Here is a 20904-nt window from a genome sequence, read left to right on the forward strand (position 1 = left end):
AAAATTCCTTGATTCTAACTGCGCACAATCAGTGCTTCATCTGCAGCTAGTTTCTCAGCTGCTTTTTCTCGAATAATACGTTCTAAATCATCAACTAAATTAGCATTAGTTAATTTGCTGGCGGGTTTGCCATCAATATAGACTAGGTTGGGTTGCCCGCCTGTTAGACCAACACTCACTTCTTTAGCTTCGCCTGGCCCATTAACGACACAGCCAATTACTGCAACATCCATAGGTACTAATAAGTCTTCTAGACGGCTTTCTAACTGATTCATAGTACCTACAACATCAAAATTCTGACGTGAGCAGCTTGGACAAGCAATAAAGTTAATACCGCGACTACGAAGTTTTAGCGATTTTAGAATATCAAAACCAACACGAATTTCTTCAACAGGGTCAGCCGCTAGTGAAATACGGATAGTATCACCAATTCCTTCTGCTAACAGCATTCCTAAACCAACAGAAGATTTAACAGTACCAGAGCGCAAGCCACCCGCTTCAGTTATGCCTAAATGCAATGGTTGCTCAATAGCTTTTGCTAGTTTCCGGTAGGCTTCTACCGCCATAAAGACATCAGAGGCTTTTACACTCACTTTAAAATCAGGAAAGTTTAACCGATCAAGATGCTCAACATGGCGTAACGCTGACTCTACAAGGGCATCTGCTGTTGGCTCGCCATATTTTTTCTGCAAATCTTTCTCTAGCGAACCTGCATTGACCCCAATGCGTATAGGAATAGCTCTTGCACGTGCGGCTTCCACAACCGCTTTAATACGATCATTAGAGCCAATATTGCCTGGATTAATACGCAAACAATCCACACCTAGCTGTGCAACGCGCAAAGCGATTTTATAATCAAAATGAATGTCAGCAACTAAGGGTATATGAACTTGTTTTTTAATTTTACCGAAGGCTTCAGCCGCTTCCATTGAAGGAACAGATACTCGAACAATATCTGCTCCTACTTCCTCTAAACGCAGAATTTGCGCGACAGTTGCCTCAACATCACAGGTTTCTGTATTTGTCATGCTTTGCACGCTAATAGGTGCATCACCTCCGACAGCTACATCACCCACATAAATCTTACGTGAAACTCGGCGTTGAATGGCAGACGCACCGTGCATTATTTACTGTCCTACTTTAAAACGAGCGGTTGTACCCTTGATAAATGAAGAAATATCAAAAGGTTCATTGTTTACAAATATACTCTGTCCTTTGGCATTACCCAAATGAACATTTAAAGGTGCAACACCTTCTACTGTAATTTCATCACCTGCATTTTTTACAGATTCCATTAATAATGTGCCATTGGCATCTTTTATTTGGAACCAACACATTGAGGTAAACTTGATAGCCATTCTAACCTTACCTGCCGCCACAGGAGTGGCTGTAGCTTCGTCTGCGCTATTTGTTGTAGCTGTCGGTTGGGGCGGCATGTTAGCAGAAGGCGTTAACACCTGATTAAGCTCAGTGTGACGGGTATTAGCTGTCGCAGTTGTAGCATCCTCTGTATTAGCTTGGCTTATTATAGGGGTTGCAACTTCAGCTGATTCATCTACATTTTCCGTTACAATAGGAGCTACTGCTGGAGGAGTATTAGGTAGTAACTCTGGCTCATCCAAATGGTGCACCTGCCGAGCACCATCACGTGTATCAACCTCAACACTTTGCAGTACAGCTTGTGGTGTCGTTTGATCTTTTAGTTGTTGTTCGAGCCACCAGTAATAGCCTAGCCCCACTAAAATAGCCAAACAAATAAAAGCAAATAACCAAAAACGCCCCCTTGAGCCATGACGGGATGCTTTCATTTCTTGAACGGACTTTATACCTTTATTTTCACGGATAGCTACTTCTTTTGCACCCGCTAATAAGACGCTAGCATCAAGTTGCACTAATTTAGCGTATGAGCGCACGTAACCGCGAGTAAACACACTATCTGGCAAGTGAGCTTCATCATCTTGCTCAAGCGCTTTAACTACCTGAGAGGTCAGATTAAGCTTTGTTGCTATGTGCTCAATAGTTAGCCCTTTTGCCTCGCGCGCGCGACGTAGTTGCTCACCAATGCTAATTAACTCGGGCGAATTGGAAACATTAGTCTCTGTCATTACTGCTCCGCGAGATATTGTTTAAGTTCTGGACTACCAGGATATAAGTTGCGTAATTGTAGGGCCAAGGTCGCAACCTGGTTGCGATCATTAAATGCCTTAGCAATACGGATACCTAGTAGCAAACTACGTGGAAATTGATCAGAAAGCACTTGAAAATCTGCATAGTAGCTACGTGCAGCCGCATAGTCGCCACTATTATATTTCATCTCTGCCAGTTCTAAATTAGCTATAGGCAGTGTATTGTTTAGACGTAATGCGCGAATAAAATGCTGCTCCGCAAGATCCTTTTTATCCATAGCTAAAGCAGCAATACCCATGTTTTCAAAAATACGCGAACGGTTTGCGTAAAGCGGATCTTTAGAAGCTTCTGCATAGGTGTCGTAGGATTTTTGATATTGCTTGGTTTCTAATAAAAAGCTGGCATAGTTATTTAAAAAGCGAGCGCTACGCTCTTTAGAAAGTGCTTTGCGAAAATTTTCATCCGCTAAGTCATATTCCATTTCACGCTGAAACGCAAAAGCTAGAATCGAATAGGTTTCTGGGCTATTTGGATCAATTTTTAATGCTTTTTGTAATGGATCCTTGGCGCGCTCTGTCTGCCCATCTTGCAAGTAACCCAAGGCAAGTTGGATATAGGCGTCACGCGCATTATCACGACCTTCCTTAGTGGATAAGGGGTCAACTTTCATTGTATTGGGTAAAGGTTTACCGTCTTTATCTTCAGTGACAGTAACACAGGCAGTTAACAACAAACTACTTAAAGCGATAGCTACAACTGAGCGGATCTTCATAGTTACTCCTTATACAGCTACATCATAGTCCTTAAGATTATGATGAAAGCTCGCGCTTTTCATCCTCAAGCTGTCGAACTGCGATATAGCGCTCACTCCGACGAGTACGATCATTCACATTACCAACTAATTGCCCACAAGCAGCGTCGATATCATCGCCTCGCGTCATCCGAACTGTCACATTAAACCCTGCTTCATGCAACATATCTTGGAAACGTCTTATCGCATTATTGCTTGGACGTTCATACCCAGAGTGAGGAAATGGGTTAAATGGAATTAAATTAATTTTACAAGGTACATCTTGTAGCAAAGCGATCATCTGCTCTGCATGCTCGGGTTGATCATTTATACCCTTTAACAGGGTATATTCAACTGTTAAATAGCGTTTATCACCCAGTTTTGCAATATAACGTGTGCAAGCATCCAAAATAACAGAAAGTGGATACTTTTTATTGAGCGGAACCAACTTATTACGCAATTCATCATTGGGCGCATGTAGCGAAAGCGCCAAGGCCACGTCAGTAACCTCACCTAACTTATCAACCATAGGTGCAACGCCTGAGGTAGACAATGTCACCTTGCGTTTAGAAATACCATAACCTAAGTCTTCCATCATGATATTCATTGAAGAGACTACGTTATCAAAATTTAATAACGGCTCTCCCATACCCATCATTACCACATTGGTTATTGCTCTATCTGTTTTAGCGGGTACCGTGCCAAAGGACTTATTAGCAATCCATACTTGGCCAATAATTTCGGCTGCAGTTAAATCACTATCAAAGCCTTGCTTTCCTGTAGAACAAAAGCTGCAATCTAAAGCACAGCCAGCTTGCGAGGAAACACAAAGCGTGCCACGTCCATTTTGCGGGATATAGACGGTTTCAACACAGCTACCTGATGCCACTCGTACAACCCATTTACGCGTGCCATCTTCAGAAATACTTTGGGTGACAATTTCAGGGCCTGCAATATAAGCATGCTGATTGAGTTTCTCACGCAAAGCTTTGCCGACATTGGTCATCGCCTCAAAATTGTCTACCCCAAAGTGGTGAATCCACTTCATCACTTGGCCGGCGCGAAAGCGCTTCTCTCCGATGGACTCGAAGAAGTTTTCTAACTGCGCTTTCGTTAAACCTAAAAGGTTAACTTTACCAGCTGCATTTGTCATGGATTCACCTTACCTCTATTACTTCAAAGGGCAATTAACGAATACGATCGCAAAGCTCAGTTGCCGCGAAGAAGTAAGAGATTTCGCGTGCTGCTGCTGCTTCTGAGTCAGAACCATGAACAGCATTTTCGTCGATAGATACAGCGAAATCAGCGCGAATAGTACCTGCTGCTGCTTCTTTAGGGTTGGTTGCACCCATTAGTTCACGGTTTTTAGCAATGGCGTTTTCACCTTCTAACACTTGTACAATTACAGGACCTGAAGTCATGAATTTTACTAAGTCTGCAAAGAAAGGACGCGCTTTGTGCTCTGCGTAGAAACCACCAGCTTCACGCTCTGATAGTTGAACCATTTTAGATGCAACCACACGTAAACCTGCTTCTTCAAAGCGAGAAGTAATTTTACCAATTAGGTTTTTTGCCACTGCGTCTGGTTTGATGATAGAAAAAGTGCGTTGAACTGCCATGATGGACACTCCGAAAGATTTTAGGGCGAGTATAAAAATTAAACCCGCGAATTATACGCAGGTTTAATAGAAATTCGTAGTCAGCCTTGAAGGCCAAGCAAAAAATTATTCGATTTCTTCAATCCAAGCGGCTTGAATAGCTTCTAAAATTTTTTCACCTGTACGAGTAGGCTCGTCATCGAACTCAGGTAGCTCGGTAACTAAGCGCGCTAGATTAACAAAGTTAATGTAGCGCGGGTCAATATCTTCATGCAAATCACTTAATTGAATGGCAATTTCTTGCACGTCTACCCATTTTAGTCCCATATCAACCTCTTAATGACGCTCAGATACTTGGTTAATTGTGTATTTAGGTAATTCAATTGTAAGGTCTTCATCACCAACAATAGTTTGGCAAGATAAGCGCGAGTCAGGCTCTAACCCCCATGCTTTATCTAGCATATCGTCTTCTAACTCATCAGAAGGCTCTAATGACTCAAAACCATCGCGTACCAACACATGGCAGGTCGTACAGGCACAAGACATTTCACAAGCATGCTCAATTTCAATACCATTGCGTAATGCGGCTTCCATTACACTTTCACCCTTCTCGGCCTCAACAACTGCACCATCAGGACATAGTTCTGGATGAGGTAAGAAAATAATTTGTGGCATCTGATTAACCCTCAATTTCATTTAGCTGCTTGCCAGCTAACACGGCATTTACGGCGGCATTCATGCGTCGCGCTGCAAATTCATTAGTTACATGGCTAAGCGCTTGCGTTTGCTCTATTACTTGGCGTAATTCATCTGTTTTAATAGCATCACGTAGGGCAGCTACCTGCTGCTCAATTACCTGACGCTCTTGCGTATTCAGTAATTTCTCACCATCTTGAACCAAGGCGGCATCTACCGCATCCGCTAAGCGCTGAGCATCTACTTGTTTCTCACGCAAAGCTCGTAGATTTTTATCTTCTTGCGCATGAGCAAATGAGGATTTAAGCATGTTGGCAATTTCATCATCGGACAAACCATAGGATGGTTTTACTTGAACACTCGCCTGCACCCCCGAAGAAAGCTCGCGCGCGCTAACATTCAAAAGACCATCTGCGTCCACCTGAAAGGTAACTCGAATTTTCGCCGCACCCGCCACCATAGGAGGAATGCCTCGCAATTCGAAATGAGCTAATGAACGACAAGCACTGGCTAGCTCACGCTCTCCCTGCAAGACACGAATCATCATCGCCGTTTGCCCATCACGCGCAGTAGTAAAGTCCTGCGCTCTGGCTACTGGAATAGTAGTGTTACGCGGTATGACTTTTTCAACTAAATCGCCCATGGTTTCTAAACCTAGCGATAAAGGAATTACATCTAACAGCAATAGCTGATCACCATCACGGGCATTGCCAGCTAACGTATCTGCCTGAATAGCTGCACCAATAGCCACTACCTTGTCAGGATCAATTGAAGTTAATGGCTCACACTCAAAAAGCAGCCCTACTTGCTCACGCACAAAAGGCACACGTGTTGAGCCACCTACCATCACTACATTTTGAATTTCATTATTATCAACTTCAGCATCGCGCATAGCTCGGCGACAAGCCTTTAAACTACGCGCAACTAAAGGTTCTATTAGTTGATTAAACTGTTCTCTTGATAAATTTCCATGCCAATCCAAATAATTGACAGCTACAGAATCAGCTTGGGTGAGTTGTTCTTTTACAGCACAAGACAAGTCTAGCAACTGACGTTGCTGAGCGGGGTCTAAATCTAGACTTTTCTGGCTTTGCGCCACTATCCAATGCGCAATGGCCATATCAAAGTCATCACCACCTAGAGCGCTATCCCCTCCCGTAGCTAAGACTTCAAAAACCCCTCGGCTTAAACGCAAAATTGAAATATCAAAGGTGCCGCCGCCCAAGTCATAAATAGCAACAACCCCTTCAGCTTGATGATCTAAGCCATAGGCTACAGCTGCTGCGGTTGGTTCATTCAAGAGTCGTAGCACATTAATATTAGCCAGTTGCGCTGCGTCTTTAGTTGCTTGGCGTTGAGCATCATCAAAATAAGCAGGTACGGTAATGACAGCACCGACTAAATCACCACCAAGGCTAGCTTCGCCACGCTCTCGCAGTTTATTTAAGATTTGCGCTGATATTTCAACAGGACTTTTTGTACCTTGGACAGTTTGAATATAAGGCATTTGTGATTGCGACTGACCTTGAACAAACTCATAAGGGAGCTGCTCACCCAGCATATTGACATCGGCAACACCACGCCCCATCAAACGTTTTATAGAAAGAATAGAGTTAAGCGGATCAAGTGCAGCAGCAATCTTAGCTTCTTCACCAACTACTATTTGATTATCCACTAAGTATCGCACTGCAGAAGGCAACGAATGACGGCCTTGTTCATCAGCCAAGGTTTGAGCCAAACCACTGCGCACTGTTGCAACAAGTGAATTAGTAGTGCCTAGATCAATACCAACAGCCAGCCGACGTTGATGCGGTTGCGGACTTTGTCCAGGTTCAGCAATCTGCAGTAAAGCCATAAAATTCTTAATCTTACTTCACCTTGTTAAATAACAAGGTTTCAGGTTAATCGTCGAGACGTTCTTGAAGTTGACGCGCCTCATAAGTCAGTTTGTCAAAAAACTGCATGCGTCGTGCCAAAAGTTCTGCGTGAGCATGATTGTTATCTTGCCAAGTTGCCGAAAACTCTTGATCAAGCTGATTACGATCTTGCTTTATGCGCTTAACAAATCTATCTACAGCTTCAAGATCAGCCAGCGCTTGCAACTCCTCTAATTCTTCTCGCCATTGCATCTGTTGAAATAAAAACTCAGGATCCTGAACAGTGGCTTCCTGAGGTATTTCTTCACCTAACAATCGCAACAAATACAATGCGCGAGAAGTTGTATCCTTTAAGGTGTTATAAGCATCGTTTAATGTTGCTGAGCGCTCAAGTGCTTGACGACGCTCAGTATCACTAGCTTGAACAAAACGATCCGGGTGCACTTCTCTAGCTAACTCTCGATAAAGCTCTCCTAGTTTTTTCAGGTCAACTTCAAAACTAGGCTCTACAGAAAATAATGCAAAATAGTTGTTAGAATCACCCATATCACACACTAAAGCTTTCACCACAGCCACATTCACCACGCACATTAGGGTTATTAAACTTAAAGCCTTCGTTTAACCCTTCACGCACAAAATCCAGCTCTGTACCATCAATATAGGCTAAGCTTTTTGGATCAACGATGATTTTTACACCTTCGTTATCAAATACTTGGTCATCAGCTTCGACTGCATCAACAAACTCAAGCACATAAGCCATACCTGAGCAACCTGTAGTGCGCACGCCTAGACGAATGCCCACCCCTTTACCACGCCCTTCTAATGACTGACGAATGTGCTTGGTTGCTGCAGGTGTCATTGTAATGGCCATAGGGAATACCTCTTAGAGTAAACCTTTTTTCTGTTTGTAATCGCGTACCGCTGCTTTAATTGCATCTTCAGCTAAAACTGAGCAGTGAATTTTCACTGGAGGTAATGCAAGCTCTTCTGCAATTAACGTATTTTTAATTTGTTCAGCTTCTTCAATGGTTTTACCTTTCATCCACTCAGTTGCCAGTGAACTAGAAGCAATTGCTGAACCGCAACCATAGGTTTTAAACTTAGCATCTGTAATTACGCCTTGCTCATCCACTTGAATCTGCAAACGCATCACATCACCACAGGCTGGGGCACCTACCATACCTGTGCCAACATTTTGACTGCTGTCGTCTAACTTACCTACATTTCGTGGGTTTTCGTAGTGATCAATCACTTTATCGCTATAGGCCATTGTTCTTCTCCTCGCTCAAGGCAAATTAGTGTGCTTGCCACTCAACTTTACTGATATCAATACCGTCTTTGTGCATATCCCACAAAGGCGAAAGCTCACGTAGCTTATTAACTGCTGATTCAATTTGATTGGCTGCATAATCTACTTCTTCTTCAGTTGTAAAACGACCAAAGCTAAAGCGAATAGAGCTATGCGCTAACTCATCATTACGGCCTAATGCACGCAATACATAAGATGGCTCTAATGATGCAGAAGTACAAGCCGAACCTGATGATACTGCCATGTCTTTCAGTGACATCATTAAAGACTCACCTTCAACATAGTTAAAACTTAAATTTAAGATATTCGGTACACGATGCGTTGGACTGCCATTTAAGTAAACTTCTTCCATACCATTCACTTTGGCATAAAAACGATCACTTAATGCTTTAACATGGGCTGTATCTTTTGCCATATCTTCTTTAGCCACTCGCGCAGCTTCACCCATACCAACAATTTGATGAGTAGCTAGCGTACCTGAGCGCATTCCTCGCTCATGACCACCGCCATGCATTTGCGCCTCTAAGCGAATACGCGGCTTACGACGCACATAAAGCACACCAATGCCTTTAGGGCCATACATTTTATGACCTGATATAGAAATTAGATCCACTTTCATAGCTTGTGTATCAAGCACAATTTTTCCTGCTGACTGAGCCGCATCCACATGAAAAATAGCTCCATGAGCGCGTACAACTTCACCAATAGCCGCAATATCATTGATGGTGCCAATTTCATTATTGACGTGCATAACAGATACTAAAATAGTGTCTTCACGCAGTGCGTCTTTAATCATTTGCGCGGTGATTTCACCATCACTGGTAGGTTCTAAATAAGTGACCTCAAAACCTTCGCGCTCTAACTGTCGTGCGGTATCTAAAATAGCCTTATGCTCAATTTTAGAGGTAATAATGTGTTTACCTTTACCGGAGTAGAAATGTGCCACCCCTTTGAGTGCTAGGTTATCTGATTCTGTAGCGCCTGAGGTCCACACAATCTCACGTGGGTCAGCATTAATTAGATCTGCTACTTGGCGACGCGCTTCTTCTACAGCTTCTTCTGCTTTCCAGCCATACACATGCGAGCGTGATGCCGGGTTACCAAAATTACCCTCTAAGGTTAAGCATTGAATCATTTTTTCGGCAACACGTGGATCAACTGGCGCAGTTGCTGAATAATCAAGATAAATCGGCAATTTCATTGAAACTTCTCCTCAACATCCACTTAATCGATGATGGATGCACGTATTTCTTGTCGTGTGCCATTCATTGTTTGAAGTTGTGACTGGCGCTTGGCAATTTCTTGCACCTCATGCCTATTCACTAAATCACCTAAACTGATGCCACTTAAAAAATCATGGATTTGCTGGCTTAAATCGCACCACAGATGGTGGGTTAAACATTTATCGCCTTTATGGCAGTCTCCTTGACCAGCGCAGCGTGTCGCATCTACTGACTCATTGACTGCATCAATCACTTGAACAATTTGAATTGTCTCAATATCACGCGCCAACTGGTAGCCACCACCTGGCCCGCGCACACTACTAACCAATTCACGGCGACGCAACTTAGCAAAAAGCTGCTCTAAATACGATAGGGATATACCCTGTCGTTCAGATATATCCGCAAGAGAAACAGGCCCTTTACTTGCATTAATAGCCAAGTCAAGCATGGCGGTTACTGCATAGCGGCCTTTCGTGGTGAGTCGCATAACGGGTACCACATAGAGTTAAACATAGCAGAATTGTCTTATATCCGACTAATTAAGTCAAGTATATACCTGACTACCATAGTCGGATATAGTCTAAAATTTACTAGTTTCTCTCGCTATTAATAGAAGTCTCTGTATTTTCTGTTATTTCTTGCTGCACAGGCAAGTCCGGTAGCTTTTCTGCGCAATAGTCACTACCTAATGATGTTAAGGCCTCGCACATGCCATCTAAGCGCTCTTCAACGGCATGCAAATGATCTAACATTTGATAAACAGTGCGCGCCACAGGGTCGGGCATATCTTGAGTTACACCGTAGGCATCAAAGCCTAGCTTCTCAGCCATAGCTTGACGCTTAGCTGCAATATCTGTTGTATCCTCTGTTTCTTGCTTAAGAATCAACTTTGCAGGAATTCCCACCGCTGTTGCTTCGGCCGGCACTGCCTTCGTAACTACAGCATTAGAGCCTATCTTAGCACCTTGCCCAACAGTAAAAGGACCTAAAACTTTAGCTCCTGCTCCTACCACTACACCATTTTCTAAAGTTGGATGACGCTTACCCTTATTCCAACTGGTGCCACCTAAGGTTACACCTTGATACAAAGTTACGTCATCACCAATCTCAGCGGTTTCACCAATAACAATTCCCATGCCATGATCAATAAAAAAACGACGACCTATCTTGGCGCCCGGATGAATTTCTACACCTGTCATCCAACGGCTAAAGTTGGACACACAGCGTGCCAGCCATTTCCAGTTATGCGTCCACAAAAAATGAGCTAAACGATGTAACCAAACAGCATGCAACCCGGGGTAACAGGTTAACACTTCAAAAGCATTTCTTGCCGCTGGATCACGATGAAAGACACTTTTAATATCTTCGCGCATACGTTCAAACATTTTCTTCTTCTCCGCGCTTTTTTAGCTCTCCACGAGCTGCTTTTTGTGTTTTAGTTAAAATACCACGCAAGATATTCATCTCTATTTTCTCTAACGCCTGACGCCCATACAAACGCCGCAGTCGCGACATTAAATGCTTAGGCTGCTGGGCATCTAAAAAGGCGATATCAATTAGGGTTTCTTCTAAATGCTGATAAAACCTTTCCATATCCTCAGTAGTTGCAAGCGCCTGCGGATCTAACTGTTCCGCCTGCTGCATCACTTCTGGGGTCATATCACGACACGCCAAACGCAATTCGTACGCTATCACCTGCACAGCAGCGGCTAAATTTAATGAGCTAAAATCTGGATTAGTAGGGATGGTGACATGATACTGACACAAATGTAATTCTTCGTTTGTCAAACCTGTGCGTTCACGCCCGAAAACAATCGCAATTTCTGCACCCGCCAAAGCATTTTCTATACTTACTTTGGCGGCATCCCTCGGCTCTACAATAGGCCATGGTAGGTGACGCTCACGCGCACTAGTGCCAAAAACCAAGGTACAGCCTTGCAGTGCTTCTTCAAGCGTTGCTACTACCTTAGCGTCTTTTAATACATCTAAAGCGCCTGAAGCCCTAGAGTCGGCACGAGTACTCGGAAAGATATTAGGTTCGACCAGCACCAACCGCGACAATCCCATATTCTTCATTGCCCGTGCAACACCACCAATATTTCCAGGATGACTAGTAGCTACTAGCACCACACGTATTTTTTCAAGCAGCTGCGTGTTCAACGAAATTCGACCTTAAAGCAAGATGTAAAGCCGTAAATATTACCTAAGCTTGTAGTATTTCGCCATGAAAATAGCGATTATTGATCGACACATTAGCCTTTTTATCTGCTAGAATACTTGGCTTATTATTCTTCTTTAACAATTTCTGGTGACATTCATGCAGCCTATGCTGAATATTGCGCTGCGCGCAGCCCGTAGCGCCGGCGAAATGATCATTCGCTCAATGGAGCGCATTGATACAATTAACGTAACTGAAAAAGAGGCGAAAGACTACGTCACCGAAGTTGACCGTGCCGCTGAACAAATCATTGTTCAAGCCATCCAAAAAGCCTACCCTGACCACGCTATTTTAGGCGAAGAAGGCACTTTAACCACAGGCAAAGGTGACGGCTCTGATTACCAATGGATTATAGATCCGCTAGATGGTACTACCAACTTTATTCGCGGCATTCCACACTTTGCGATTAGCATTGCTTGCAAATACCGTGGTCGCCTAGAGCATGCTGTTGTGCTTGATCCTATTCGCCAAGAAGAGTTCAGTGCTAGCCGCGGTCGCGGTGCTAGTCTTAATGGCCGTCGTATTCGCGTAAGTAACCGTAAAAGCTTAGAAGGCGCTATCTTAGGCACAGGCTTTCCGTTTCGCAGTAGCCAACTTGACTACCTAGATAACTACCTAGGTATGTTCCGCGATCTTAGCCAATCTACAGCAGGTATTCGCCGCGCTGGAGCCGCCAGTTTAGATCTTGCTTATGTGGCTGCTGGACGCTTTGATGCATTTTGGGAATATGGTCTTTCTGAGTGGGACATGGCCGCTGGCGTACTGTTAATTCAAGAAGCTGGCGGACTAGTGAGCGACTTTGTAGGCGGTCATAACTTCCTTGACACAGGCAGAATTGTTGCCGGCAATGCAAAATGCTTCAAAGCGGTACTAACCCATATTCAACCGCATCTACCTGAAAGCTTTAAACGTTAAGTTTAAATACTTTTACAGGGACACAAAAAAGCCGCTTTAATTAGCGGCTTTTTTGTGTCTTTAAGCTATGGCTGTCCTTCCGTTTGCTCTTCAGCGGCTGGAGGAATTAAATCTTCTGGAACCAACTTCATCCAAATCAAAGTGACACAAGAAATGTAAATAGATGAGTAAGTACCTGCCGTAATACCAACTAATAGTGCAATAGAGAAGCCCCACAAGTTATCCCCCCCAAATACTAATAATGCCAGCACTGCCAAGCCCGTAGAGAGAGACGTTGCAATGGTACGCATTAATGTTTGGGAAATAGAAATATTTAAATTCTCTAGCAAAGTGGAATTACGCAGCATGCGGAAGTTTTCCCGTACGCGGTCGAAAATCACAATGGTATCGTTTAATGAGTAACCAATAACCGCTAAAATAGCCGCCAAGGTGGTTAAATCAAACTGTATCTCAAAAAATGAGAGTACGCCCAAGGCTACAATAGCATCATGGAAAAGGCCGATAATCGCCCCTAAACCAAACTTCCACTGGAAGCGGAAAGCTAAGTACAGCATGATGCCACCCAAGGCTACAAGCATACCTAAGCCACCTTGATCACGAAGCTCTGCGCCTACTGAAGGCCCCACAAACTCAACTCGCTTAACCTTTACATCACCCTCAACGGATGCACTTAAAACTTGAGCGATCTTGTTACCAATCTGCGGATCATCAGTTGGCATACGAACCAATACGTCTTTGGTATCACCAAAGCTCTGAACAACTGCATCTTCATAGTTGTTTTTTTGCAACTCACTGCGTACTTGAGCAAGGTCGGCATCTTGCGGATAAGTTAATTCAATTAACGTACCCCCAGTAAAATCCAACCCCCAGTTTAGACCTTTAGTACCCAAACTGACCAAGCTTGCAATGGTAAGCACTAAGGTTATGGCAAACGCAATATTGCGCACACCCATAAAGTTAATTACACGTTTCATTCTGGCATACCCCTAAATCCACAGTTTCTTAACATTACGACCACCATAAGTTAGGTTTACCATTGCACGAGTAACCATAATAGCGGTGAACATAGAGGTAACAATACCTAACGATAAAGTCACAGCGAAGCCTTTAATTGGCCCAGTGCCCATCGCAAACAAGATAGCCCCCACCAACAAAGTAGTTAAGTTACCATCAAGAATAGCTGAATAGGCTTTATCAAAACCTTCATGGACGGCACGCTGAATTGGCATGCCCCGTGCTATTTCTTCACGAATACGTGAGAAAATCAGTACGTTAGCATCTACTGCCATACCAATAGTTAGGACAATACCTGCAATACCCGGCAGGGTTAGGGTTGCACCTAGTAAGGACATCATAGCAATCAAGTTCACTATGTTGAGTCCTAAAGCAATAGTGGCAAAGAAGCCAAAAACGCGATAAACCACAATTACAAAGGCCGCAACAAAGATAAAGCCCCACAAGCCGGCCTCTAAGCCAAGCTGGATGTTTTCAGCGCCTAAGCTAGGACCAATGGTGCGCTCTTCTGCAAAGTACATTGGTGCTGCAAGACCACCAGCACGCAAGAGCAAGGCAAGCTCAGAAGCCTCACCTTGACCACGCAAACCTGTAATACGGAACTGGTTACCTAAAGAAGACTGAATAGTAGCTAAGCTAATAATGCCGCTTTCTTCTTTAAAGCTTTGCACTGCTACTTCTTTTTCAACGCCATCGACCATCTGTTTGGTGTAATGCGTTACAGGACGTTGTTCGATAAAAATAACCGCCATACTGCGCCCAATAGCTGAACGAGTAGCACGACTCATCAAATCGCCACCATGGTTATCAAGACGAATATTTACCTGTGGTCGACCATTTTCATCAAAACCTGCCTGAGCGTCAGTCACCTGATCACCTGTAATGATCACACCACGCTCTAGCGGTACTGGCCCACGGCCTTCTTCACGAAACTCAAAGTCCTCAGTAGAGGCACGGGCAGCACCTGGTTCAGCAGCTAATCGGAACTCAAGGTTAGCTGTTTTACCCAAAATACGCTTAGCTTCAGCGGTATCTTGCACACCTGGTAGCTCAACCACGATACGGTTGGCCCCCTGGCGCTGTACTAATGGCTCAGAAACACCTAATTCGTTTACACGATTACGTACAGTCGTTAAGTTTTGACTCACTGCGTAATCACGAATTTCGGTAATTTTCGTTGGTGTTAAAACGTACTGCAATACGGGCTTGCCAGAGTCTGCTTTAGCTTCAACAACAAACTCAGTGTAGTTTTTACGAATTAAAGCACGTGCTTTATTGAGATCTTCCTCATTAGCAAAGCCTAGCTGACCACCATTGGTTATAGCTGGCAAGCTAGTATAGCGAATGCGATCTTTACGCAATAAGGCTTTGATTTCGCTATCATAAACCTTAACACGGGCTGAGATAGCCTTATCCATATCTACTTCAAGCAAGAAGTGGACACCACCTGACAAGTCTAAACCAAGCTTCATTGGGCTTGCCCCAATGCTGCGCAGCCACTCCGGCGTTGTCGGCGCTAAGTTAAGCGCGACCACAAAGTCATCGCCCATGGCGCGACGTAAAATATCTTTAGCCGGTAATTGATCATCACGTTGATTTAAACGAATTAAACCGCCACGTGCTTGTAATTCTTGGCCTTTAATTGAAATTTTTGCGCTTTCTAACGCTTTTACTGCTCGTTCAACATCCGCTTGTGTAATTTCTGTTGAGCTACTTGAGCTAGTAATTTGAATTGCTGGATCATCGGGATACAGGTTAGGTAAAGCATAAACAAAGCTCACTGCCAGTATTACGATAATCAGCAAATACTTCCATAATGGATATTTGTTGAGCATGATCCCGCCCGCAAATAACACGGGGCGTTAAACGCCCCGGGATAAGTGAATGAAGTTAGATACTTTTCAAAGTGCCTTTTGGCAAGGTGGCTGCAACAGCCGCTTTTTGGAACTTAAGCTGAACTGAATCAGATACTTCCAGCACAACATAGTCATCAGTCACGCTCACTACTTTGCCTAAGATGCCACCGCTGGTCATCACTTCATCACCTTTAGCCAAAGCGCTTACTAAATTACGATGCTCTTTCGCACGTTTAGATTGCGGGCGCCAAATCATTAAGTAGAAAATCACTACGAAACCTACAAGCATAATGATTTGCATAAAGCCTGCATCACCTTGTGCAGCAGGTGCTGCGCCGTCAGCGTAGGCAAGAGGGATTAAAAAATCCATGTGTAACTCCTATTACTTCAAGATATAAATATTCAATCTAATGGCGGCGTAGCCAATCCACGTCGCGCATAAAACTCGTCGACAAAGGCGGTCAATGTACCTTGTTCGATAGCATTTCGTAAAGCAGCCATTAAGCGCTGATAATACCGCAAATTATGGATGGTATTGAGCATGCAGCCTAACATTTCACCACATTTATCTAAATGATGCAGATAGGCCCGACTAAAAGTGCGACATGTATAGCAATCACAGTGCGGATCTAAACTTGATTCATCCATTTTATGCACGGAATTTCGAATTTTTACCACACCACCAGTCACAAATAAATGACCATTACGGGCATTTCGCGTTGGCATAACACAGTCAAACATGTCTACGCCTCGACGGACCCCCTCAACCAAGTCTTCTGGTTTGCCTACTCCCATTAAATAACGCGGCTTATCTGCCGGCATTCGGGCGGGCAAGTAGTCCAAAACACGGATCATTTCCTCTTTGGGTTCACCTACAGATAAACCACCAATCGCCAAACCGTCAAAGCCAATTTCACACAGACCTTCCAGTGAGCGCATGCGTAAATCTTCATACATACCACCCTGCACAATACCAAATAAGGCAGACGGATTATCTCCATGTGCAGTTTTAGAACGCTTAGCCCAACGTAATGATAACTCCATTGACTGCTGAGCTAGGTTATGTTCAGCGGGATAAGGCGTACACTCGTCAAAAATCATGACTATGTCAGAGCCTAGCTCACGCTGAACCTGCATTGACTCTTCCGGCCCCATAAAGACTTTAGCGCCATTAACAGGAGACTGAAAATACACACCCTCCTCTTTAATTTTACGCATAGCCCCTAAACTAAATACCTGAAAGCCACCAGAGTCCGTCAAAATAGGGCCCTGCCACTGCATAAAATCATGCAAATCACCATGTTTTTGTATGACTTCAGTGCCAGGACGCAGCCAAAGATGAAAGGTATTACCTAAAATAATATGCGCACCAATTTCCTCAACAGTACTGGGTAACATGCCTTTTACTGTGCCATAAGTGCCTACCGGCATAAAGGCTGGCGTTTCAACGGTGCCTCGTGGAAATGTTAAGCGACCACGTCGAGCTTTGCCTTCGGTGGCCAACAAATCAAATTTCATAAATGACATGAACTAATCCTTTGGGCCTTGCGCATTAGGATTACGCGTAATAAACATGGCATCACCATAACTAAAAAAACGATATTTATTTTCTACTGCTACTTTGTACGCCAGCATTGTTTGCTCGTAGCCAGCAAATGCTGAAACCAGCATTACCAAGGTAGACTCTGGTAAATGGAAGTTAGTGATTAATGCATCAACCACATTAAATTTTTTACCAGGATAAATAAAGATCTGTGTATCGCCTGTGAACGCCTGTATTTCACCTGATTGCGCTGCAGTTTCCAGTGATCGCACACTGGTCGTACCTACAGCTACCACTTTATTGCCTCGTGCTTTACAGGCTTTAATCGCATCGACAACTTCAGGAGATACCTCAAGCCATTCACTGTGCATATGGTGTTCTTCAATCACATCAACCTTTACTGGTTGGAAAGTACCTGCCCCAACGTGCAAAGTGACAAAGTGAATCTCTACGCCTTTAGCTTTAATATCTGCTAACAATTGCTCATCAAAATGCAAGCCTGCTGTTGGAGCCGCTACCGCACCTTCACGCTTAGCGTAAACAGTTTGATAACGTTCACGATCACTTAACTCATCTTCTCGTTCAATATAAGGAGGTAGAGGAATATGCCCTATTTGATCAAGAACACTTAATACAGGCTGTGAAAATGATAACGCAAACAAAGCTCCTTCACGCCCTTGCATAACAGCGGTAATACCTTGTTCAAACTCCAGCACTGCACCTGCTTTAGGGGAACGACTAGAGCGAATATGCGCCAACACTGTGCGCTCGCCCGTTACGCGTTCAACAAGCATCTCTATTTTACCGCCAGAAGCTTTTTGTCCATACAAGCGAGCTGGAATAACTCGCGTATTATTAAAAACCATGACATCGCCAGCGTTTAGCTGAGCTAACACGTCAGGAAATACATGGTGCGCAAGCTCTCCTGTTGGGCCATCTAACAGCAAAAGACGACTCGCTCTACGCTCAGTCAAAGGATAGTGAGCAATAAGCTCATCAGGAAGCTGGAAATTAAAATCTGAAACTAGCATGATCAATAACACTTTTTCGGGGCTGCAAGCTTAACGGAAATAACCTATAAAAACCATGTAAAAACATTTGACTAGCTAGTTTTTCATCTCTATACTGCGCCGCCATGCCTCGGTGGCGGAATTGGTAGACGCAGCGGATTCAAAATCCGCCGTTGGTAACAACGTGAGAGTTCGAGTCTCTCCCGAGGCACCACTTTAAAAACAACTTGCACTTCTACCTAGCAAGTTCGTTTTAGCCAGCTATAGGGGCGTCGCCAAGCGGTAAGGCACCAGGTTTTGATCCTGGCATGCGTTGGTTCGAATCCAGCCGCCCCTGCCATTTTTAAAATAATCATTTCCGCATTTTAAGCAATCGTTTCCGCATTATTCGCACTTTGCAATCATAAACTGACCAAATTTAGTGGTGTAACAAGGGCTTTTAAATTGCCTTTTCATCGCCCATTCTTGCTCTAATTTAATGCGACCTGATCTTAATGTTCCTGCGCCAAATTTTTCATTTACATCATCAAGAATCAACATTAATGATTGTCATTGCTTTGCATATTTATTGTCACGAATAACAAAGTAGAAATGACAAACGATATGTAATAAAGTGCTCCTAAATTTAAACTGAAGGAGCACAAGATGCTAACTACAGGTACTGCTGCGCTTGCAACTATTACATCTTTATTAGCTGCCTTTAAAGCAGATCGAAGTGCAACTCAACAAGGTGAGTTTAATGACTTTATTACTTGGCTCACGGAGAAAAACCATAATCAAGTTGTAGAATTTCTAACTCAAAATCAAACTACTACTATATCAATCAAAACAATACTTAATCAAAATCATGAACAGCTCGTAGAACGACTAAAGTCATTAGAAGATGCGATGTTTTCTATTGCTATTAATTCTCCTACATTTCAAACACTTGCCAAAGCGATAAATCCAGAAGCCCCTGAGCTATCAATACAAGCAAAAAACATCCTAAAATTTATTTTTAAAGATGGTACTGGAGCATTTAGCATTAAAAAAGGAATAGATGAAAAGCTTCAGTTTATTGGTCTTAATACAAGGCCTTCTAATGAAATGTTAAGCGAACCACGTTTCCTTCAAGAGGATTTAGAATCACTTGTTAACTGTGGTTTCTTCTTATTTCCAACAAACAACAATCCACAATATTCTATTACACGACAAGGCATTAAGTTTGCACAGTCATTAATAGAGGCTGAGTCTAGCGAGATTTAATCCCGTTAAATTCTGAGCACAGTTCTAATACCACTTTGACTTGTTAGTTTTTCAGCACAAAGAAGAATAGATGCTTTGATTTAACCTTATATAAACAGGCTCAGGGCTGCTTTTTTGTTCATGCCTAATTAATACACGCTAAAACTTTGCTAGAGCATTGCTCCAATGCATGCTCTAACTCATCAATAGCCCGAAGCAAATCAGCGTTTGTTTCGGGCTTTTTGCGTTCTGGTAGTACGCACTCAATTTTTGGGTGCGGTGTTGGCTCTGTAATCACTTGGATTACGGGTTTCTTTGCGCTCGTACAGCCTGCCAATAGCATCAGGCACAGGCTGGTTAAGATAATTGTTAATCGTTTCATCTTGCTTCCTTAGCTGTTCTATCATCTGCCGTTGTTGACGATCTTGTTTGTCTAGTTGCTGTTGCAGTTTTATAAATTGTTCTGTTGCAGCTACAGTCTCGCGTAGTTGTTCGCGCTTAAAATCGAGTTCAGCCAGTGCCTTATCTTGCTCAACTTCTAGCTTTCTAACTTCAACTTGAGCTGTATCTAATTGCTGAGCAATTAGATCTAAACGAGGCGATGCAAAGCCAAACCAAAGCAACAAGGCACCCAAAACAACAAGACCAGCACTGCCAGTCAGCCAGCCGAATAGTTTTTTAAATACCATGTTCAAACATCCTCCGCTCAGCTGCTCGACGCTTAACTAAACCGTTTAACTTTTGCCCGCCAGCGTATACCCACTTATCAAACTCTTTTGCTGCAGCTTGATAGTCTTGAGCATTCAAACATTTAAGCAGTGTTGATTTTTGTAATGCGCCACCGCCCAAGTTAAAAACAAAGCTGCTCAGAGCGTCATACTGCCCTTGCGATAAAGTGACATTTACATAGCGAGCAATAAATTTTTCATGCTCTGTGATATCTTCAAGCAATAACGTATCCGCTTGTTCTTGCGTAATTGTCATTCCTTTCTTTGCTGTACGCGTATGGCCGTAACCAATTGTCCAAACGCCGACGCTATCTTGATAGGCTGTTAATTTACAGCCTTCCCAGCGTTTAATAAGTTCTATTCCTGCTTTACTGGTTTTCATTTTTACTTTCCATTAGGCAATAAAAAACCCGCCGAAGCGGGTTTCGAAGAAGGTTTTATATTTATTGAAAAACTGGTCTATTAAACTCTTTAACAAACTGCTCTTCATTATCAATAATTGAGAGAATATGAAAACGAAATGCATTAAAAGAATTAGAAAAATCTTCACTATTAGGAACACTAGTGTCCAGATTTGATAAATACCGTGAATAATCAAACAATCTACTAACCAATACATCTATATAGCATAAATTACCAACAATAATTTTTGATTCATAACTAGTTCGCATTTGGCTAGACTCTAGAAAACTCTGCACACGAGCATTAAATATTTGAATATTATGAATTAAATAAGAAACGTACTGAACTGAGTCTTTATCAGGGCTATACCTAAT

Annotated in this window: 27 protein-coding genes and 2 tRNA genes; 4 read left to right on the forward strand and 25 right to left on the reverse strand. The window is 43.1% G+C overall.

Going from position 1 to position 20904, the window contains the following annotated elements; all coding sequences use genetic code 11:
• Positions 1 to 14: 14 nt before the first annotated feature.
• The 15 genes from ispG to trmJ form a co-directional block, all read right to left on the reverse strand.
• A complete protein-coding gene (gene ispG / locus VQ643_RS12955) occupies positions 15 to 1124 on the reverse strand; it encodes a flavodoxin-dependent (E)-4-hydroxy-3-methylbut-2-enyl-diphosphate synthase (protein ID WP_414200230.1) in 1110 nt (369 codons plus the stop codon).
• Positions 1125 to 1127: 3 nt separating this feature from the next.
• Complete coding sequence (locus tag VQ643_RS12960; RefSeq protein WP_414200231.1) at positions 1128 to 2105, reverse strand: RodZ domain-containing protein; 978 nt, start codon at positions 2103 to 2105, stop codon at positions 1128 to 1130.
• Positions 2105 to 2899, reverse strand: a complete 795-nt coding sequence (pilW, locus tag VQ643_RS12965) for a type IV pilus biogenesis/stability protein PilW (RefSeq protein WP_414200232.1) — start codon at positions 2897 to 2899, stop codon at positions 2105 to 2107. Before pilW ends, VQ643_RS12960 begins: the two co-directional genes overlap by 1 nt.
• A 37-nt stretch (positions 2900 to 2936) precedes the next feature.
• Positions 2937 to 4070: a 23S rRNA (adenine(2503)-C(2))-methyltransferase RlmN gene (gene rlmN / locus VQ643_RS12970; protein WP_414200233.1), complete on the reverse strand. Its 1134-nt coding sequence runs from the start codon at positions 4068 to 4070 to the stop codon at positions 2937 to 2939.
• A gap of 34 nt (positions 4071 to 4104) precedes the next feature.
• Positions 4105 to 4536: a nucleoside-diphosphate kinase gene (ndk, locus tag VQ643_RS12975; protein WP_414200234.1), complete on the reverse strand. Its 432-nt coding sequence runs from the start codon at positions 4534 to 4536 to the stop codon at positions 4105 to 4107.
• Positions 4537 to 4641: 105 nt separating this feature from the next.
• Positions 4642 to 4842 (reverse strand): Fe-S cluster assembly protein IscX, encoded by a 201-nt coding sequence (iscX, locus tag VQ643_RS12980; RefSeq protein ID WP_414200235.1) that lies wholly within the window; start codon positions 4840 to 4842, stop codon positions 4642 to 4644.
• Between the two features lie 9 nt (positions 4843 to 4851).
• Entirely contained in the window at positions 4852 to 5190 is a 339-nt protein-coding gene (fdx, locus tag VQ643_RS12985; protein ID WP_414200236.1) for an ISC system 2Fe-2S type ferredoxin, read from the reverse strand.
• 4 nt (positions 5191 to 5194) lie between these two features.
• Positions 5195 to 7066 (reverse strand): Fe-S protein assembly chaperone HscA, encoded by a 1872-nt coding sequence (hscA, locus tag VQ643_RS12990; RefSeq protein WP_414200237.1) that lies wholly within the window; start codon positions 7064 to 7066, stop codon positions 5195 to 5197.
• Between the two features lie 46 nt (positions 7067 to 7112).
• Complete coding sequence (gene hscB, locus VQ643_RS12995; protein WP_414200238.1) at positions 7113 to 7634, reverse strand: co-chaperone HscB; 522 nt, start codon at positions 7632 to 7634, stop codon at positions 7113 to 7115.
• Between the two features lies 1 nt (position 7635).
• Positions 7636 to 7959 carry an iron-sulfur cluster assembly protein IscA gene (iscA, locus tag VQ643_RS13000; RefSeq protein WP_414200239.1) on the reverse strand — a complete coding sequence of 108 codons (324 nt, stop codon included), beginning with the start codon at positions 7957 to 7959 and terminating at the stop codon, positions 7636 to 7638.
• Between the two features lie 12 nt (positions 7960 to 7971).
• Positions 7972 to 8358: a Fe-S cluster assembly scaffold IscU gene (gene iscU / locus VQ643_RS13005; RefSeq protein ID WP_414200240.1), complete on the reverse strand. Its 387-nt coding sequence runs from the start codon at positions 8356 to 8358 to the stop codon at positions 7972 to 7974.
• A gap of 25 nt (positions 8359 to 8383) precedes the next feature.
• Complete coding sequence (locus VQ643_RS13010) at positions 8384 to 9598, reverse strand: IscS subfamily cysteine desulfurase (RefSeq protein WP_414200241.1); 1215 nt, start codon at positions 9596 to 9598, stop codon at positions 8384 to 8386.
• Between the two features lie 23 nt (positions 9599 to 9621).
• Positions 9622 to 10107 (reverse strand): Fe-S cluster assembly transcriptional regulator IscR, encoded by a 486-nt coding sequence (iscR, locus tag VQ643_RS13015; protein ID WP_414200242.1) that lies wholly within the window; start codon positions 10105 to 10107, stop codon positions 9622 to 9624.
• A 103-nt stretch (positions 10108 to 10210) separates the two neighbouring features.
• The gene (gene cysE / locus VQ643_RS13020) at positions 10211 to 11005 is read right to left on the reverse strand and encodes a serine O-acetyltransferase (protein WP_414200243.1); all 795 of its coding nucleotides are present in this window, start codon (positions 11003 to 11005) and stop codon (positions 10211 to 10213) included.
• Positions 10998 to 11750 (reverse strand): tRNA (cytosine(32)/uridine(32)-2'-O)-methyltransferase TrmJ, encoded by a 753-nt coding sequence (trmJ, locus tag VQ643_RS13025; RefSeq protein WP_414200258.1) that lies wholly within the window; start codon positions 11748 to 11750, stop codon positions 10998 to 11000. Before trmJ ends, cysE begins: the two co-directional genes overlap by 8 nt.
• A 187-nt stretch (positions 11751 to 11937) precedes the next feature.
• Between trmJ and VQ643_RS13030 the strand changes: the two genes are divergently transcribed.
• The gene (locus tag VQ643_RS13030) at positions 11938 to 12753 is read left to right on the forward strand and encodes an inositol monophosphatase family protein (RefSeq protein ID WP_414200244.1); all 816 of its coding nucleotides are present in this window, start codon (positions 11938 to 11940) and stop codon (positions 12751 to 12753) included.
• Between the two features lie 65 nt (positions 12754 to 12818).
• Here VQ643_RS13030 and secF read toward each other — a convergent pair whose 3' ends face one another.
• Genes secF through queA form a run of 5 tightly spaced genes read right to left on the reverse strand, consistent with a single transcriptional unit; the run spans position 12819 to position 18197 of the window.
• Positions 12819 to 13727 (reverse strand): protein translocase subunit SecF, encoded by a 909-nt coding sequence (gene secF, locus VQ643_RS13035; RefSeq protein WP_414200245.1) that lies wholly within the window; start codon positions 13725 to 13727, stop codon positions 12819 to 12821.
• A 12-nt stretch (positions 13728 to 13739) separates the two neighbouring features.
• Complete coding sequence (gene secD, locus VQ643_RS13040; RefSeq protein ID WP_414200246.1) at positions 13740 to 15602, reverse strand: protein translocase subunit SecD; 1863 nt, start codon at positions 15600 to 15602, stop codon at positions 13740 to 13742.
• Between the two features lie 55 nt (positions 15603 to 15657).
• A complete protein-coding gene (gene yajC / locus VQ643_RS13045) occupies positions 15658 to 15993 on the reverse strand; it encodes a preprotein translocase subunit YajC (RefSeq protein ID WP_414200248.1) in 336 nt (111 codons plus the stop codon).
• A gap of 32 nt (positions 15994 to 16025) precedes the next feature.
• Complete coding sequence (gene tgt, locus VQ643_RS13050; RefSeq protein ID WP_414200259.1) at positions 16026 to 17141, reverse strand: tRNA guanosine(34) transglycosylase Tgt; 1116 nt, start codon at positions 17139 to 17141, stop codon at positions 16026 to 16028.
• Positions 17142 to 17153: 12 nt separating this feature from the next.
• Complete coding sequence (gene queA / locus VQ643_RS13055) at positions 17154 to 18197, reverse strand: tRNA preQ1(34) S-adenosylmethionine ribosyltransferase-isomerase QueA (protein ID WP_414200249.1); 1044 nt, start codon at positions 18195 to 18197, stop codon at positions 17154 to 17156.
• Positions 18198 to 18303: 106 nt separating this feature from the next.
• Between queA and VQ643_RS13060 the strand changes: the two genes are divergently transcribed.
• Together VQ643_RS13060 and VQ643_RS13065 are read left to right on the forward strand one after the other, a co-directional pair.
• Positions 18304 to 18390, forward strand: a tRNA-Leu gene (locus tag VQ643_RS13060).
• 51 nt (positions 18391 to 18441) lie between these two features.
• Positions 18442 to 18516: transfer RNA gene (locus tag VQ643_RS13065), tRNA-Gln, on the forward strand.
• Between the two features lie 44 nt (positions 18517 to 18560).
• Here the strand turns inward: VQ643_RS13065 and VQ643_RS13070 are convergent.
• Entirely contained in the window at positions 18561 to 18716 is a 156-nt protein-coding gene (locus tag VQ643_RS13070; RefSeq protein ID WP_414200250.1) for a DUF4113 domain-containing protein, read from the reverse strand.
• A gap of 105 nt (positions 18717 to 18821) precedes the next feature.
• Between VQ643_RS13070 and VQ643_RS13075 the strand changes: the two genes are divergently transcribed.
• Positions 18822 to 19421, forward strand: coding sequence for a hypothetical protein (locus VQ643_RS13075; protein WP_414200251.1), 600 nt, complete (start codon positions 18822 to 18824; stop codon positions 19419 to 19421).
• Positions 19422 to 19545: 124 nt separating this feature from the next.
• Here VQ643_RS13075 and lysC read toward each other — a convergent pair whose 3' ends face one another.
• The 4 genes from lysC to VQ643_RS13095 all read right to left on the reverse strand — a co-directional run.
• A complete protein-coding gene (gene lysC, locus VQ643_RS13080; protein ID WP_414200252.1) occupies positions 19546 to 19743 on the reverse strand; it encodes an Rz1-like lysis system protein LysC in 198 nt (65 codons plus the stop codon).
• On the reverse strand, positions 19664 to 20089 hold the full coding sequence (locus VQ643_RS13085; protein WP_414200253.1) for a hypothetical protein: 426 nt from the start codon (positions 20087 to 20089) through the stop codon (positions 19664 to 19666). The genes lysC and VQ643_RS13085 overlap by 80 nt, the downstream gene beginning before the upstream one ends.
• Positions 20079 to 20510 (reverse strand): lysozyme, encoded by a 432-nt coding sequence (locus tag VQ643_RS13090; RefSeq protein WP_414200254.1) that lies wholly within the window; start codon positions 20508 to 20510, stop codon positions 20079 to 20081. The genes VQ643_RS13085 and VQ643_RS13090 overlap by 11 nt, the downstream gene beginning before the upstream one ends.
• 61 nt (positions 20511 to 20571) lie before the next feature.
• A partial coding sequence (locus VQ643_RS13095) for a hypothetical protein (RefSeq protein WP_414200256.1) occupies positions 20572 to 20904 on the reverse strand: 333 nt, incomplete at its 5' end.

Origin of the sequence: Pseudomonas sp. F1_0610 (assembly GCF_047470865.1) — a bacterium.
In the GTDB taxonomy this organism is placed as follows: Bacteria; Pseudomonadota; Gammaproteobacteria; order Pseudomonadales; family Pseudomonadaceae; genus JAZDRH01.

Excerpts from the sequence above, each read along its gene's own strand:
- iscU (WP_414200240.1), bottom strand. The coding sequence starts at position 8,358 with ATGGCCTATAGCGATAAAGTGATTGATCACTACGAAAACCCACGAAAT.
- iscR (WP_414200242.1), bottom strand. The coding sequence starts at position 10,107 with ATGCGACTCACCACGAAAGGCCGCTATGCAGTAACCGCCATGCTTGAC.
- tgt (WP_414200259.1), bottom strand. The coding sequence starts at position 17,141 with ATGAAATTTGATTTGTTGGCCACCGAAGGCAAAGCTCGACGTGGTCGC.
- iscA (WP_414200239.1), bottom strand. The coding sequence starts at position 7,959 with ATGGCCATTACAATGACACCTGCAGCAACCAAGCACATTCGTCAGTCA.
- ndk (WP_414200234.1), bottom strand. The coding sequence starts at position 4,536 with ATGGCAGTTCAACGCACTTTTTCTATCATCAAACCAGACGCAGTGGCA.
- iscX (WP_414200235.1), bottom strand. The coding sequence starts at position 4,842 with ATGGGACTAAAATGGGTAGACGTGCAAGAAATTGCCATTCAATTAAGT.
- VQ643_RS13090 (WP_414200254.1), bottom strand. The coding sequence starts at position 20,510 with ATGAAAACCAGTAAAGCAGGAATAGAACTTATTAAACGCTGGGAAGGC.
- VQ643_RS13030 (WP_414200244.1), top strand. The coding sequence starts at position 11,938 with ATGCAGCCTATGCTGAATATTGCGCTGCGCGCAGCCCGTAGCGCCGGC.
- VQ643_RS13010 (WP_414200241.1), bottom strand. The coding sequence starts at position 9,598 with ATGAAATTGCCGATTTATCTTGATTATTCAGCAACTGCGCCAGTTGAT.
- hscB (WP_414200238.1), bottom strand. The coding sequence starts at position 7,634 with ATGGGTGATTCTAACAACTATTTTGCATTATTTTCTGTAGAGCCTAGT.
- cysE (WP_414200243.1), bottom strand. The coding sequence starts at position 11,005 with ATGTTTGAACGTATGCGCGAAGATATTAAAAGTGTCTTTCATCGTGAT.
- VQ643_RS12960 (WP_414200231.1), bottom strand. The coding sequence starts at position 2,105 with ATGACAGAGACTAATGTTTCCAATTCGCCCGAGTTAATTAGCATTGGT.
- lysC (WP_414200252.1), bottom strand. The coding sequence starts at position 19,743 with ATGCTATTGGCAGGCTGTACGAGCGCAAAGAAACCCGTAATCCAAGTG.
- VQ643_RS13085 (WP_414200253.1), bottom strand. The coding sequence starts at position 20,089 with ATGGTATTTAAAAAACTATTCGGCTGGCTGACTGGCAGTGCTGGTCTT.
- yajC (WP_414200248.1), bottom strand. The coding sequence starts at position 15,993 with ATGGATTTTTTAATCCCTCTTGCCTACGCTGACGGCGCAGCACCTGCT.
- secF (WP_414200245.1), bottom strand. The coding sequence starts at position 13,727 with ATGAAACGTGTAATTAACTTTATGGGTGTGCGCAATATTGCGTTTGCC.
- hscA (WP_414200237.1), bottom strand. The coding sequence starts at position 7,066 with ATGGCTTTACTGCAGATTGCTGAACCTGGACAAAGTCCGCAACCGCAT.
- ispG (WP_414200230.1), bottom strand. The coding sequence starts at position 1,124 with ATGCACGGTGCGTCTGCCATTCAACGCCGAGTTTCACGTAAGATTTAT.
- fdx (WP_414200236.1), bottom strand. The coding sequence starts at position 5,190 with ATGCCACAAATTATTTTCTTACCTCATCCAGAACTATGTCCTGATGGT.
- secD (WP_414200246.1), bottom strand. The coding sequence starts at position 15,602 with ATGCTCAACAAATATCCATTATGGAAGTATTTGCTGATTATCGTAATA.
- pilW (WP_414200232.1), bottom strand. The coding sequence starts at position 2,899 with ATGAAGATCCGCTCAGTTGTAGCTATCGCTTTAAGTAGTTTGTTGTTA.
- VQ643_RS13075 (WP_414200251.1), top strand. The coding sequence starts at position 18,822 with ATGCTAACTACAGGTACTGCTGCGCTTGCAACTATTACATCTTTATTA.
- VQ643_RS13070 (WP_414200250.1), bottom strand. The coding sequence starts at position 18,716 with ATGTTGATTCTTGATGATGTAAATGAAAAATTTGGCGCAGGAACATTA.
- queA (WP_414200249.1), bottom strand. The coding sequence starts at position 18,197 with ATGCTAGTTTCAGATTTTAATTTCCAGCTTCCTGATGAGCTTATTGCT.
- rlmN (WP_414200233.1), bottom strand. The coding sequence starts at position 4,070 with ATGACAAATGCAGCTGGTAAAGTTAACCTTTTAGGTTTAACGAAAGCG.